The organism is Actinoallomurus iriomotensis, from assembly GCF_030269445.1.
In the GTDB taxonomy this organism is placed as follows: domain Bacteria; phylum Actinomycetota; class Actinomycetes; order Streptosporangiales; family Streptosporangiaceae; genus Actinoallomurus; species Actinoallomurus iriomotensis.
Map to the genome: position 1 here is coordinate 382,722 of NZ_BSTJ01000006.1, position 13,522 is coordinate 396,243.

At 71.1% G+C, this 13,522-nt stretch carries 11 protein-coding genes; 7 read left to right on the forward strand and 4 right to left on the reverse strand.

From position 1 onward, the window contains the following. The first annotated feature begins 36 nt into the window (after positions 1-36). Entirely contained in the window at positions 37-708 is a 672-nt protein-coding gene (locus tag QSK37_RS25620) for a hypothetical protein (RefSeq protein ID WP_285579227.1), read from the forward strand. Beyond that, positions 705-2,954 (forward strand): glycosyltransferase, encoded by a 2,250-nt coding sequence (locus QSK37_RS25625; RefSeq protein ID WP_285625671.1) that lies wholly within the window; start codon positions 705-707, stop codon positions 2,952-2,954. The genes QSK37_RS25620 and QSK37_RS25625 overlap by 4 nt, the downstream gene beginning before the upstream one ends. Here the strand turns inward: QSK37_RS25625 and QSK37_RS25630 are convergent. The 3 genes from QSK37_RS25630 to QSK37_RS25640 all read right to left on the reverse strand — a co-directional run bounded on the left by QSK37_RS25630 (position 2,884) and on the right by QSK37_RS25640 (position 6,292). Beyond that, entirely contained in the window at positions 2,884-4,017 is a 1,134-nt protein-coding gene (locus QSK37_RS25630; RefSeq protein WP_285625673.1) for an acyltransferase family protein, read from the reverse strand. The two genes, QSK37_RS25625 and QSK37_RS25630, sit on opposite strands and share 71 nt — an antisense overlap. 115 nt (positions 4,018-4,132) lie before the next feature. Further along, complete coding sequence (locus tag QSK37_RS25635; RefSeq protein WP_285625676.1) at positions 4,133-5,539, reverse strand: LCP family protein; 1,407 nt, start codon at positions 5,537-5,539, stop codon at positions 4,133-4,135. A 6-nt stretch (positions 5,540-5,545) separates the two neighbouring features. Next, entirely contained in the window at positions 5,546-6,292 is a 747-nt protein-coding gene (locus QSK37_RS25640; protein WP_285625679.1) for a TIGR03089 family protein, read from the reverse strand. Between the two features lie 213 nt (positions 6,293-6,505). Here QSK37_RS25640 and QSK37_RS25645 point away from each other — a divergent pair, with 213 nt between their 5' ends. From QSK37_RS25645 to QSK37_RS25655, 3 genes are read left to right on the forward strand one after another with little or no spacing between them, the layout of a single operon-like run. After that, on the forward strand, positions 6,506-8,569 hold the full coding sequence (locus tag QSK37_RS25645; protein WP_285625682.1) for a hypothetical protein: 2,064 nt from the start codon (positions 6,506-6,508) through the stop codon (positions 8,567-8,569). A 53-nt stretch (positions 8,570-8,622) separates the two neighbouring features. Continuing rightward, the gene (locus tag QSK37_RS25650) at positions 8,623-9,519 is read left to right on the forward strand and encodes a glycosyltransferase family 2 protein (RefSeq protein WP_285625684.1); all 897 of its coding nucleotides are present in this window, start codon (positions 8,623-8,625) and stop codon (positions 9,517-9,519) included. Beyond that, positions 9,516-10,604: a glycosyltransferase family 4 protein gene (locus tag QSK37_RS25655; RefSeq protein ID WP_285579214.1), complete on the forward strand. Its 1,089-nt coding sequence runs from the start codon at positions 9,516-9,518 to the stop codon at positions 10,602-10,604. The genes QSK37_RS25650 and QSK37_RS25655 overlap by 4 nt, the downstream gene beginning before the upstream one ends. A gap of 285 nt (positions 10,605-10,889) precedes the next feature. Here QSK37_RS25655 and QSK37_RS25660 read toward each other — a convergent pair whose 3' ends face one another. Then, the gene (locus tag QSK37_RS25660; protein WP_285625687.1) at positions 10,890-11,525 is read right to left on the reverse strand and encodes a TetR/AcrR family transcriptional regulator; all 636 of its coding nucleotides are present in this window, start codon (positions 11,523-11,525) and stop codon (positions 10,890-10,892) included. A 123-nt stretch (positions 11,526-11,648) separates the two neighbouring features. On the opposite strand from QSK37_RS25660, the gene QSK37_RS25665 reads away from it, so the two are divergent. Beyond that, a complete protein-coding gene (locus QSK37_RS25665) occupies positions 11,649-12,311 on the forward strand; it encodes a VC0807 family protein (protein WP_285625690.1) in 663 nt (220 codons plus the stop codon). Then, a complete protein-coding gene (gene aguA / locus QSK37_RS25670; RefSeq protein ID WP_285625692.1) occupies positions 12,308-13,441 on the forward strand; it encodes an agmatine deiminase in 1,134 nt (377 codons plus the stop codon). The genes QSK37_RS25665 and aguA overlap by 4 nt, the downstream gene beginning before the upstream one ends. Positions 13,442-13,522 lie beyond the last annotated feature (81 nt).

A 13,522-nucleotide genomic window follows, 5' to 3' on the forward strand; every position in this document is an offset into this window, starting at 1 on the left:
CCGGGTCGCGGATCGCGGATACGAAGGGACTGCTCAATGGCTGACCGGCAGGTGTCCCGGCTCAAGGCGGCGCTGGCCGACCGCGATGCCCGGGTTCGCATCCTGGAGGCGCGGGTCGCCGCCCTGGAGGAGTCGACCTCGCTGCGGGTCGGCCGCGCCGTCACCGACGCGGCGCGCAGCCCCGGCAAGGGCGTCGTCCGGCTGCCGCGCGAGCTGTACCGCATGTGGCGGCACCGCGGCGCGCCCAACGTCGTCACGTCGGTCGACGCCCGCGAGCGTCCGATGTTCAGCGCCCGTGACGAGGACCGGCTGATCGTCGGCTCGCCCGCCACGGGCCTGATCGTGGCCGGGGTGCTCGGCGCGGCCGCCGCCGAGGAGCTGGGCCGTACCGCCCGCGTCGTCCCGCTGATGCCGCACGACGCCGCCCTGATCGTCGACACCGCCGACGTCGACCTGGTGCTCGTGGACGCCGCCGCGGGCGCGCCCGGCGGGCCGTGGGCGTACCTGGGCGTCCCGGGGGTGCCGGACCGCGAGCGCGCCCTGCTGGGCCTGATGGACGTCGCGCGGGGCCGGGGCCGCCCGCTCGTGCTGCTCGGCTCCGCGCCCGGTCTGGCAGGGCTGGGCTGGGACGCCACGCTGAAGGCCGGCACGCCCCTGGACGAGGGACTCGCCGCTCTTCGCACCCGCTTCGGCCTCGAACGACCATGACCTTCACCACCACCGCGAAAGGAAATCGCGTGCGCGCTCTCGTGTACGGCGACGTGGACCTCAACATCATCGACGGGTCGGCGATCTGGGCCCAGGCGATGGTGCAGGCGCTGCACGAGGCGGGCGTCGAGGTCACCCTCGTGCTGAAGGCGCCGGTGCGCACGGACCGCCTCGTGGCCCCGCTGGAGCGGCTGCCGGGAGTGACCGTGCGGCGCCGGCCCGAGGACGCCGCCGGCCCCCTCAAGGTCGAGGACGCCGCTCAGCTGCTGACCGAGCTGGACGCCGCCGAGCCGTACGACCTGGTCGTCGTGCGCGGGCGCCGGCTCGCGGTGCGCGTCACCGCCACGCCGCTGGCCGGACGGCTGTGGACCTACCTGACCGACGTGCCGCAGAACGCCGCCGAGATGGCCGCCCCGGCGAACAAGGGCGTCCGCGGCGAACTGGCCGCGGTCGCCAAGGCGTCGCGCTTCCTGCTCTGCCAGACCGAGGAACTGCGCTGCTTCCTCGAAGGCATGCTGCACAAGGCGGCCGGCAAGTGCGTGCTGTTCCCGCCGGTCGTGGTGCTGCCCGAGGGACTGGAGCCGGCGCCGGAGCGCATCCCCGGCCGGCCGCTGAAGCTCGTCTACACCGGCAAGTTCGCGCCGCGGTGGAACACCTACGAGATGACCTCGCTGCCCCGGCGCCTGGCCGCGCGCGGCGTCGACGCCGAGCTCCACATGGTCGGCGACAAGATCCACAACGACCGTACCGACCCGGGGTTCTCCCGCCGGATGCGCGTGGCACTGGAGTCCACCCCCGGCCTGGTCTGGCACGGCGGGCACCCGCGTGCCGAGGCGATGCGGGTGAGCGCCGGCTGCGACATCGGGCTGTCCTGGCGGCACCCGGAGCTGGACGCCAGCCTCGAACTGTCCACGAAGGTCCTGGAGATGGGCGGCCTCGGCGTGCCGGTCGTGCTGAACCGCACGCCGATGCACGAGAACCTCCTCGGCCCGGACTATCCGCTCTTCGCGGGCACCGAGGACGAGGTGGTCGACGTCATCGCCGGGGCGGCCGACCCCGCGACGTACGCACGGGCGCGCGAGCGCTGCCTGGAGGCCGCGCGCGCGTTCACGCTCCAGGCCGCCGCCGGCCGGCTGCGCGGCTATCTGCGCCAGGCCTTCCCGCCCGCTCCGGAGGGCGCGAGCCCGACGAAGATCGTGGTCGCCGGGCACGACCTGAAGTTCTTCACCCGGCTGCTCGACCACCTGCGCTCCCTGCCGAACGTGGAGGTACGGGTCGACCAGTGGCCCGCGCTCGGCAAGCACGACCCGGAGGTCAGCCGTGAACTGGCCGCGTGGGCGGACGTCGTGGTCTGCGAGTGGTGCGGTCCGAACGCCATCTGGTACAGCGAGTGGCTGAAGAAGCACGGCCGGCCGGAACAGCGCCTCGTCGTCCGGCTGCACCGCTTCGAGCTGTACGGCGCGTGGCCGGGCCGCCTCGACATCGACGCCGTCGACCAGGTGGTGTGCGTCAGCCCGCACTACGCCGACCTGACCCGCAAGATGACGGGCTGGCCCGCCGACAAGGTCACCGTCATCCCCAACTGGGTGGACGACGCGCAGTTCGGCCGGGCCAAGCTTCCGGGCGCCGAGCACCATCTGGGCTTCATCGGCCTCGCGCCGTGGCGCAAGCGACTCGACCTGGCCGTCGACGTGCTCGAACGCCTCCGGCGCGACGACCCGAGGTTCACGCTCTTCATCAAGTCCAAGCTGCCCTGGGACCTGCCGTGGATCTGGAACCGCAGCGAGGAGCGGGAGAGGTTCGAGGCGCTGTTCCGCCGGATCCGCCGGTCGCCGCTGCTCGCCCCGGGTGTGGTGTTCGACCCGGCGGGGCCCGACGTGGCCTCCTGGCTGCGACGGGTCGGCTTCGTGCTGTCCACCAGCGACGACGAGAGCTTCCACCTGGCGCCCGCCGAGGGCATGGCCTCCGGCGCGATACCGGCGCTGCTGCCCTGGGAGGGCTCGGACCGGATCTATGACCGCCGCTGGATCCACGACGACCCGGCCGCGATGGCCGACGCGATCACGGCGACCGTCGCCGAGGGCCGCTGGGAGGAGGAGCGGGCGCGGGCACGCGAAGAAGTGCGGCGGTCCTACGCCCTCGACCTCGTCTGCGACCGGTGGGCCGAACTGGTGCTCACACGCTCTTCGGACGGCGCAGCGGGACGAACGCCCACGACATGTCCGGCTCCAACGCCCAGTGCATGAGCCAGCGCACCGGCGGGGTGCACAGGATCGTCGCGAGCACCGCGCCGGTCACGGCGGTCACGGCGACGCCGGGCAGCGTGTGCAGGAACGGCGTGTCGTACCAGCCCATGTACTCCATCAGCTTCGTGGCGAAGCCGTGCAGTAGATAGGCGTACAGCGTGGTCGCGCCCAGGTTGGTGAACCAGGTCTGGCGCGCGGGCACCATCGTGAGGAACGCGAACACGAGGATGCCCGCGCCCACCAGGAGGCCGAGGCGCATGCCTGAGCCGACGAGGTTGTTCACGTGCATGTCGGCGTTGCCGTCGCGCCAGTACATCCACTCGGTGGTCATGTGGCGGTCGGCGAAGAGGTACGTGAAGGCGAGCGCCAGGACGAGCGTGATCCCGCCCAGTACCCGGGCCACCGGGCGCTTGAGCATCTCGAAGTGCTCCGGCTTGAGCACCAGGCCCAGCACGTAGAACGGCACCAGGCCGAGCGTGCGGTGCATCTCGAGCTCGCCCGGCAGGGCGGTCATGGCCGACAGCAGCGAGATCAGCACGGCCGCCAGGACCGGCCAGCGGATCTGCTGCCAGACCGGCGTGGACAGGCGCCACAGGAACAGCGCCATCAGGAACCAGGTCAGGTAGTACGGATCCAGGATGCTGATCTCGAACTTCGAGTGCCCGACCGCCCAGTGGTAGGTGGAGTAGGCCGTCTCGAACACGACGTACGGCACGCCGAGGTTCACGATCAGCTTCTGCGCCTTGCGGCCGCTGAAGGTGAAGTTACGCGAGAAGTAGCCGGTGATCACGATGAAGACCGGCATGTGGAACGTGTAGACGAACATGTAGAGCGCGTGCGCGGCGCGTACGTCGCGCAGGTTCACGATCGAGTGACCGGCCACGACGAGCACGATGGCCATGAACTTGGCGTTGTCGAAGAACGGGTCGCGCCGCCGTCGCGCGGGACGCTGCTCGACGACCGCGTCCCGTGGTGCGGGGACCGTCGGGGCGGCGGAGGCGTCGGCCGGAATGCCGGTCGGTGAGGCCGGCGGTGCGGTGTGAGGTGTGCTCGGCGAAGTCATCGATTCCGTTGAGGGACGACGGTGAGGGCGGCCCCGGGCACGCCCGGGGCCGCGAACGACCATACCTATCCGGGCCGCTGATCGGACGCCGGGTCGAAAAACTCTCCAAAAGCTCTCAGGTCTTGCAGGGGTCGTCGGAGGCGGTCACGGCGTCCGATGACTTGGGGATGGTGGTGGACTGGGCGCCCTTGAGACCGTTCCAGTCCGGGCCGAGGACCAGGTCGACGACGCCGGCCGCGACCGACTGGTCCGGCACCGGCGTGCTCGCCGGGGCGACCTGGCCGAGCGCGGTGGCCTGCTGGTCGGCGCCGCTGCCGTAGCGCAGCTCGGTTTTGCTCGGCCTCGTCGTCGCGGTGCCGATGCCGGCGACGGAGTAGCCGCGCGCGGTCAGCTGGTCGCCGACCCGCTGGGCCAGACCGGCGGTGCCGGTGCCGTTCAGCACGCGCACCTTGATCTGCGCCGGCGGCACGCTCACCTTCTGGGCCTTCGCCGGTGTCTGGATCTTGTTGTCGTTGCGGATCGCGGCGAACAGGTTGTTGGCGTCCGGCTGCCGCCAGGCGATCCGGTTGGGGTCCGGCGCGTAGGCCCCCCACGGCACGGTGACGAACTGGACCTTGCCCGCTGACATGCCCTGGAGGCTGCCCGCCACCTTCTTCATCTGGTCGACGGTGAAGTCCTTGTCCGTGGTGACCGACTTGGTGGCGGCGTCGAGGAAGCCGTAGAGCTTGCCCGGGCTGGTCAGCGTGCCGTTGCTGGTGGCCTTCTTCACGACCGCGCCGAGGAACTTCTGCTGCCGCTTGATCCGGTCGGTGTCGGAGCCGTCGCCGAGGCCGTGCCGGTTGCGCACGTACGCGAGGGCCGTGTCGCCCTTGACGATGTGCCGGCCGGCGGACAGGTGCAGCTTGCTGTCTCTGTCGTCCACGCGCTGGGGCAGGCAGATCTCGACGCCGCCGAGGGCGTCCACCACCCGCTTGAAGCCGGAGAAGTCCACCTTGACGAAGTGGTCGACGCGGATCCCGGTCAGCGTCTCGATGGTGTGCATGGTGCAGCCCGCGCCGCCGTTGTTGAACGACGAGTTGATCATGTTCAGGCCGCCCGGAATGGTCCGCCCGCTCGGGGTCTTGCACGAGGGGAGGTTCACCATCGAGTCGCGCGGGAAGCTGATGCCGACGGCCTTCTGACCGCCGGGGGAGAAGTGCAGCAGGATGATCGTGTCCGAACGCTCGCCCTCCGCCTTGCCGTACTTGGCGTTGGCGCCGTTGCGCTGGTCCGAGCCGATCAGCAGGACGTTGAGAGCCTGGTTGAGCTTGGGCGGCCGGTGCGTGCCGAGCTCGGCCGTGACGTCCTCTTGCGTGATGTTGCCCTGCAGCTTGCGGTACGTCCCGTACGCGACGAGGCTCGTCCCGACCAGCACCACGGCGAGCCCGATCGACACCCAGCCGAGCACGCGCCAGAGGACGCCTCGCTTCGGCGCGTCGCCGAGCGGGTCGTCGTACTCGGGGTACTCGTAGTCGCTGAACATTCGGCCCTAGAGGCTAGGCGAGGTGACCAACGCAGTGGCCCTTTCCAGGGATATACGTCGATCTAGTCCGCTTTGTTCGAGGTTTTGGCAGATTATTACTGATCCCTGCGAGGCCAACGGTCCGATCAGTCCGGAAAGCAGCCCTTCCGGTGTGGCGTAGGACACAGTCGTGAGCGTGCGAGTGCCGGGCGGCAGCCCCAGCGCCTCGCCCGCGGCGACGAGCCGCGCCCCGCTCATGACCTCCCCGCCGATCTCCACCGCCGGGGCGTCCGCGTCCGTCACGCCGGTGAAGTGATCACCGTACGAGCGCACCTCGACCGCGTAGTCGGTGACCCCGGGCGGGCACTCGGCCAGCGGCGCGCCGAGCGCGTGCAGCGACAGGCCGACCACCTCGGCGTGTCCACTGCCGGTGGCCGCGAGCGCGGCCTCCAGCCGGCCGGGGCCGGCGGCCACGATGTCGGCGTCGGCGGGGATCTCGCCCTCGTCCACCGGAATCGCGGTCAGCCCCGCCGACCAGCAGGCGAACAGCCACGCGGCGGTCTGCCAGTGCACCGGCAGGGCGAGCGCGACCCGGGCGCCCGGGTCGGCGGCGAGCCCGTCGAGCAGCAGGTTCGCCGTCTTGGCCACCCAGTTGTCGAAGGTCTTCACCGACAGTTCGACGCGTTCGCCGGTGGCGTCGTCGTAGAAGGTGACGAGCGGGCGGGACGGCTCGGCCGCCAGCGCCCCCCGCAGCAGGTCGACGGGATGAGACATGAGAGTGAAGACTAGGGGTGTTTCACGGGTTCCGCGTGTAGCCGGGGTGTCTCATGGGTTCTCGTGCGCGCCGGGTTCGCGTCGGAGAGACCCCTCCGTTGCGATCCGTGTTCTAGCCTGACTGCTTGTGCTGGTCGATGAGCTGGTCCGGGACCGTACGGACGCGCCGACATCAGGGCGATTCCCACTTCGAAGCGGAGGTGACGGGTCGCCGTGTCGGTAGTCGCTCCCGAACCGACGGATGAGCGGGACAGGAGAGACCCGGGCGAGGCCCGCGCGGGCGTCTTCCTGGCCCGGCTGACCGTCGCCCCGGCGCTGCTGCTGGTCTGCTGGCTGGCGGTCGCGCTGCCGCTGCTCATGGCCGGGGTGTTCACGCCGCTGCCCGCCATCGCGTCGTTCGTGCCGGTCGCCGCGCTCGTGCTGACCTTCGGCCTGCGGGCGGTACGCCCGTCCGGGGCGCGCTGGGGCTCGTGGTGGACGGTCGGCGGCCTGCTCGCCGTCACCGTGGCGTTCTGCGTGATGCAGCTCCTGACCTTCTCCGAGCAGATCGTGGTGCGCCGCGACCCCGCGTCGTACTTCAACTTCGCCACCTGGCTCGCCGGCCACGGGTCGCTGCCGATCCACCCGGCCCTGGGCCCGTTCGGCGGCGCGGATCCCGCGCTGTCGTTCGGCAGCCCCGCGTTCTACCAGCGCGGCGGCGTGCTGTGGCCGCAGTTCATGGCCGGTACGCCGATGATCCTCGCACCGGTCGGGCGCCTCGCGGGCCCGTACGCCATGCTCGCCGCGATGCCGGTGATCGGGGCGCTGGCCGTCCTGTCGTTCGGCGGCCTGACCGCGCGCCTCGTCGGGCCCCGGTGGGCGCCGGCCGGCGCGCTGCTGCTGGCGCTGGTCTGGCCGATGATGATGATCTCGCGGTCGATCTACAGCGAGACGGCCGCGCTCGTGCTGGTGTGCGGCGGCCTGGCCCTCGCCATCGACGCCGTACGGGCGAACCGCCGCCTGACCGCGCTGCTCGGCGGGCTCGCGCTCGGGCTCACCATCCTGGTGCGCATCGACGGGCTGCGCGACGTGCTGCCCGTCGTGGCGTACGCCGGGCTGCTGGTGGCGCTGCGCCGGCGCACGGGGCCGGCGCTCTTCGCCGGGCTGGTCGTCGGCGTCGGCGCCGGGGTGCTCGAGGGCTACACCCTCTCGCAGCCGTACCTGCACTACGTCCGCGCCTCACTGGTCCCGCTGCTGTACATCGGCGGGGCCGTGCTCGTGGCCACGGCGGTGGCGGTCGTCGTCGTGCGGCGGTGGGGCCTGCCCCGCCTGGACCGGTTCCGGCTGCCGGACCTTGCGCTGGCGGCGGTGTTCGCGGTGATGGCGTTCTTCGCTGCCCGGCCGAGCCTGCAGACGGTCCGGCGCGTGCCGCACAACCCCGACGACGAGGCCAACGCCTCCTTCATCGCGGCGCTGCAGAAGTCGCTGCGGCTGCCCGCCGACCCGTACCGGCAGTACTCCGAGCTGAGCCTGCACTGGGTGACCTGGTACATCGGCGTGCCGGCGGTGCTGCTCGCCACGATCGGCGCCGGCCTGCTCCTGCGCAAGCTGCTGCTCCGCCGCCGTACCGACTGGCTCCTGCCGTACGCGGTGATCGCGTGGACGACGGTGACCACGCTGTGGCGGCCGGGAATCACCCCGGACCATCCCTGGGCGAGCCGGCGGCTGATCGTCGTGGTGCTGCCCGGCCTGCTGCTGTTCGCGCTGTGGATGATGGCCTGGGCGGTGCGGAGCGTGCGGCGGCTGGGGTACGGGCCGCAGATCGCGGGCGGCACGGCGGTCGTCGGCGTGCTGCTGGTCCTAGTGCCCACCGTGCTGACCTCCACCGGAATGATGTTCACCCCGACGGAGCAGGGCGAGGTGGCGCAGGCACGGTCGATGTGCCGCAGTATCGGCCCGCGCGCCACCGTGCTGATCATCGAGCGGGTCACCGCCGACCGCTTCACCCAGCTCGTCCGCGGCACGTGCGGTGTGCCGTCCGGCCGGATCCGGGTACGGCCGGGCTCCAACACCGCGGCGTCGGAGGACGTCGAGCGGATCAGTGAGAAGGTCGTCGCCGCGGGTCGCCGCCCGGTGCTCCTGGGCGCGAACTCCGTGGACGTGGCGCCGTACGGCACCGCGCGGCGCGTCTATCACGTCAGCACCCGCCGCGACTCCAGCAGCCTCGTCGCCGCTCCGCACGGCACGTGGTCACTGGCGATCAACGTCTGGATGGCCGTTCCCGTGTACGCAGGGTGAACAGTGCGTACCCTTGGCTCGTGGCCCAGCCAGTCCGAGTATCCTCGCCATGCGTGACTGACACGCCCCACGTGACGATCGTCCTGCCGTGCTACAACGAGCAGGACCACGTCATCGACGAGGTCGAGCGCATCTGTAAGGCGATGGATGCCAGTGGCCACACCTATGAGCTTCTCGCCGTCGACGACTGCTCGACCGACGGCACGCTGGCGCGGCTCGAGGAGGCGGCGCCGAACTTCCCCTCCATGCAGGTGGTCCCGTTCCACCGCAACGGCGGTTCCGGCACCGTGCGCCGCATCGGTTCCCAGCAGGCCAAGGGCGACATCGTCGTCTGGACCGACGCGGACATGAGCTACCCCAACGAACGCATCCCCGACCTGGTCGACATCCTCGACGAGGACCCGACCGTCGACCAGGTCGTGGGCGCGCGGACCAGCGAGGAGGGCTCGCACAAGCTCCTGCGGGTGCCCGCCAAGTGGTTCATCCGCAAGACGGCCGAGCGGCTGGCGGGGCAGAAGATCCCCGACCTCAACTCCGGCCTGCGCGCCTTCCGCCGTGACGTCGCCGAGCCGTACCTCAAGCTGCTGCCGCCCGGGTTCTCCTGCGTCACCACGATCACGCTGGCGTTCATGTCGAACCAGCACGACGTCCGGTACGTCCCGATCGACTACGCCAAGCGGGCCGGAAAGTCGAAGTTCCACTTCGTGCACGACGCCTACCGCTACATCCTGCAGGTGCTGCGGATGGTGATGTACTTCAACCCGCTCAAGGTGCTGATGCCGCCCGCGCTGTGGCTGCTCGGCCTGGGCATCGCCAAGGGCGTCTTCGACCTGATCGTGCACCCGGTGCGGTTCGCGAACAACACCGTCATGATCTTCGTGACCGGCATGATCATCGCCTCGCTCGCGCTGCTCGCCGACCTCATCGTGCGGTCGCGGGGAGACACGTGAAGATAGCGATCGTGGGTCCCGCCTTCCCGTACAAGGGAGGCGGCGCACACCACACGACCGAACTCGCCCACCGGCTCGCCGCGGCCGGGCACGACGTGACGATCGAGTCGTGGAAGGCCCAGTATCCGGGCTTCCTCTACCCGGGCGAGCAGACGATCTCCACGCCGGAGGGCGTGCCGTTCCCGGGCACCCGCCGCACGCTGGCCTGGTACCGCCCGGACGGCTGGATCCGCACGGGGCGGCGGCTGCGCTCCTTCGACCTCGTCGTGCTGGTGGTGCTCTCGCCGGTCCAGGTGCCGGCCTACCTCGGCATGGCGCGTGGCCTCGGCCGCGGTGGCCCCCGCCTGATCGCCCTCTGCCACAACGTCCTGCCGCACGAGCGCAAGCCCTACGACGTCCCGCTGATGCGGCGGCTGCTGCGTCGCGTGGACGGCGCCCTGGTGCACTCCGCGCAGCAGGCGCAGCTCGCCCGCGACCTCGCGCCCGGCACCCCTGTGGTCACCGCCGGACTGCCCGCCCACCTGCCGACGCCCGCCGGCGGCACGCCGGTCGTGGTCGCCGACGCCGAGCCGGCCGACCACCTGCTGTTCTTCGGCATGGTCCGGCCGTACAAGGGGCTGGACGTGCTGCTGAGAGCCCTCGCGCGCCTCGACGGCGTCTCGCTGACCGTGGCCGGGGAGTTCTGGGGCGGTGTGGACGAGACGCGCGCGCTGATCTCCTCGCTCGGCCTGGACGACCGGGTCGAGCTGCGGCCGGGGTACGTCCCGGCGGACGACGTGCCGGGCCTGTTCGCCCGCGCCGACGCGCTCGTGCTGCCCTACCGCACGGCGACGGCTTCGCAGAACGTCTTCATGGCGTACGAGCACGGCGTCCCGGTGATCGCCACCCGCGCCGGCACCCTCGCCGATCATGTACGCGACGGCATCGACGGACTGCTGTGCGACCCGGACGACGTCGACTCCCTGACCGACGCGCTGAAACGCTTCTACGCCCCGGGCGAGCCGGCCCGGCTGCGCGCGGGCGTGAAACCGGTCGACGCGGAACCGCACTGGGTCGCCTATCTGGAGCAGCTGCTCAGTCACTGATTTTCGCCCGGCGGCGACGCGCCGGTCTCGCTGGAAAACCGGAACTCCCCCTCGCATGAGGAGGGGGAGTCGGTTTTCAGCGCCTAGAATTCGTGGCCGTATTCTCCGCCGCGACCCCGTTCCCGGCGTCGGTCGGCCGGACTGTTTATCCACAGGGAGGACTCGGCGGAATTCGTCGTCGCCGGAGTGCGTGAACGGGGGCCTGCAGGCGCCCACTGCATGACATAGCGTTCCCGTGCACCAATCACCGATAACCGGTTTATGGTGCGCTTTGTCCAGCTTTTGCTAGTCCGTGGTCTCGTCGTGCGGGGTCAGCGCGCGCAGGTGGGCTTCGAGCAGGGCGACGTGGTCCTCGGGCCGTGCCGGGCCCGGCCGGAGAACGGTCGTCAGGCTCAGGCCGTCGATGAGGGCGGCGAGACGTTCGGTCTCCAGTGTCAGGTCGAGGTCCCGCCGGAGCGTGCCGGTCTCGTGGAGCCGGTCCAGGAGCAGGCGTACGAAGACGCGCTCGTCGGCGGACGCCTCCTGGGCCGGTGCCTGGAACGACGTGTCGGTCCGGCTCGCGACCATGAAGTCGAGGAAGACCGCCACCTCGCTGCGGCGGCGGGTGTCCAGCGGAAGCAGTTCGGCCAGCAGATCCGTCGCGGCGCGGAGCCGCTCGGCGGGGGACAGGCGCCGGAAGTCGCCGAGCTCGTCGAGGCGGGTCCGCAGGCGGGTGCCGAGCCGGTCGAGCATCGAGCGCATCGCGAACGTCATCAGGTCGTGGTGACTCGCGAAGTAGTGACGTACGGAACCGATGCTGAGCCCCGCCTCCTCGGCGACGGTGCGCAGCGAGGCGCTGTGCAACCCGTCGCGCTCCGTCACCCGGAACAGCGCGTCGATGACGTCCGTACGGCGGGCGACGGGATCCACGTACCGGGGCATGCGACGAATCTAGCCGTCCTCTCGGTGCCCTGGACAATGCGGCGCCATCGACTACGCCTTGTAGTAGCACGGTCATGCTACATTGGCTCTCGTTCGTTCTTCTCACCCCTTGCAGGAGGTCTCATGGGACAGAGGCGTCGGCGTCATGGCGCACGTCTGGTCCGCCTGGCACTCGACCTGGGGATCTCTCCCCTCGCGTACTACGGCTGTGTTCTCGCCGGTGTCTCCACGCTGCGCTCGTTGCTCACCGCCACGGTGGTGGCCGGCGTATGGCTGGTCGCCGTCACCGTGCACGATCGCAAGGCGGACGCCCTGGCCGTCTGCATGCTGGGGATGTACGGCGTCATGGCCGCCCTGGCGGCGGCGACCGCCGACCCACGGCTCCTGCTCACGCGCGATCCGGTGACCAGCGGGCTGGCGGGCCTGGTGTTCCTGGGAAGTTGCGTCAAGGGCACGCCCGCGACCGCGTACCTCGCGCGCAAGCTGCATGGCGAGCGGCCGGCGGACGAGCGGGCGTACCGCAGGCTGCACCTGGTCGAGACCGTCGTACTGGGCATCGGGCTGACCGCCGAGGCGCTGCTGCGGCTCGTGCTGGTCTTCACGCTGCCGCTCTCCACGAGCGCCACCGTGGTTCCGCCCGTGGAGTTCGCCGTCCTGCTGCCGCTGGTCGCCTGGGCGGTGTGGCATCGCAGGCGCGCTCGCGCGGCGGACGGCGGCGCCCGGGCCGCGTCCGACCCGCGGGCCCCGGTCGGCGCCGCGGCGGACGGACCGGGGTGGACGCGATGAGGACCCTGGAGAGCACGCCGGCGGCGGACGGCTTCCGCATGCCGGCCGAGTGGGAACCCCACGAGGGATGCTGGATGGCGTGGCCGCAGAACGGCTACGTGTGGCGGGAGGGCGCACGGCCCGCCCAGCGCGCCCTCGCGGCCGTCGCCAACGCGCTCGCCGACGTCGGCGAGCAGGTCACCGTCACGGTCACCGGCGACCAGTACGCGCACGCCCGCGCGGTACTCGACGGCCGCGTCCGCGTGGTGGAGACCACGTGCTGGCTGGGCTGGGCGCGCGACATCGCCCCGACCTACGTCGTCGACCGCGAGGGCCGCCGGCGCGGGGTGGACTTCGCCTTCAACGGCTACGGCGCCCGTTACCCGTACTGGGCCACCGACGACCAGTACGCCCGGAAGGTCCTCGACCTCACCGGGACCGATCGCTACCGCGCCCCCATGGTCCTGGAGGGCGGGGCGTTCCACGTCGACGGCGAGGGCACCGCCCTCGTCACCGCCGAGACCCTTCTGGACCCCGACCGGAACCCGGCGCCCTCCCAGCCCGCGATGGAAAAGCTTCTCCATGACTACCTGGGCGTCACCCGCACCGTCTGGATCGAGTGGGGCCTGACCTGCGACGAGACGCGCGGCCACGTGGACAACATCGCCTGCTTCGCCGCTCCCGGCGTCGTCTGCCTCACCTGGACCGACGACCCGCGCGACCCGCAGTACGAGCGCAGCGCCCGCGCGCTGGAGGACCTACGGCACGCCACCGACGCCCGGGGAAGGACACTGCGGGTGGAGAAGCTCCCCCTGCCCGGCCCGCTTCACCGCACCGATGAGGAGGCCCGCGGCGTCGACACCCTCGGCGTGCCCGACACGGGACCCGGCCGCCTCGCGGCGTCGTACGCGAACTTCTACCTCACGTCCGACCACGTCTTCGCGCCACTGCTCGACCCCGAACACGACGACGAGGCGATGCTCCGACTCGGCCGGATCTTCCCGAACCACACCGTCGTCGGCCTCCCCACCCGCGAACTCCTCCTGGGCGGCGGCAACATCCACTGCGCGACCCAGCAGATCCCCGCTATCGGCGTTCTCGACGCTGATTCTCCTGACGAACGCGCCCGTAAGGGCCTCTCGGTGCGCTAATCCCCCGATTCCCCGACGTAATCGAACGGTGTCGCTGAGTGATCGGCGATCTGTGTTTAACTGAAGTATGCGTAGTGGAGG

Excerpts from the sequence above, each read along its gene's own strand:
- QSK37_RS25665 (WP_285625690.1), top strand. The coding sequence starts at position 11,649 with ATGGGACAGAGGCGTCGGCGTCATGGCGCACGTCTGGTCCGCCTGGCA.
- aguA (WP_285625692.1), top strand. The coding sequence starts at position 12,308 with ATGAGGACCCTGGAGAGCACGCCGGCGGCGGACGGCTTCCGCATGCCG.
- QSK37_RS25660 (WP_285625687.1), bottom strand. The coding sequence starts at position 11,525 with ATGCCCCGGTACGTGGATCCCGTCGCCCGCCGTACGGACGTCATCGAC.
- QSK37_RS25630 (WP_285625673.1), bottom strand. The coding sequence starts at position 4,017 with ATGACTTCGCCGAGCACACCTCACACCGCACCGCCGGCCTCACCGACC.
- QSK37_RS25635 (WP_285625676.1), bottom strand. The coding sequence starts at position 5,539 with ATGTTCAGCGACTACGAGTACCCCGAGTACGACGACCCGCTCGGCGAC.
- QSK37_RS25625 (WP_285625671.1), top strand. The coding sequence starts at position 705 with ATGACCTTCACCACCACCGCGAAAGGAAATCGCGTGCGCGCTCTCGTG.
- QSK37_RS25620 (WP_285579227.1), top strand. The coding sequence starts at position 37 with ATGGCTGACCGGCAGGTGTCCCGGCTCAAGGCGGCGCTGGCCGACCGC.
- QSK37_RS25640 (WP_285625679.1), bottom strand. The coding sequence starts at position 6,292 with ATGTCTCATCCCGTCGACCTGCTGCGGGGGGCGCTGGCGGCCGAGCCG.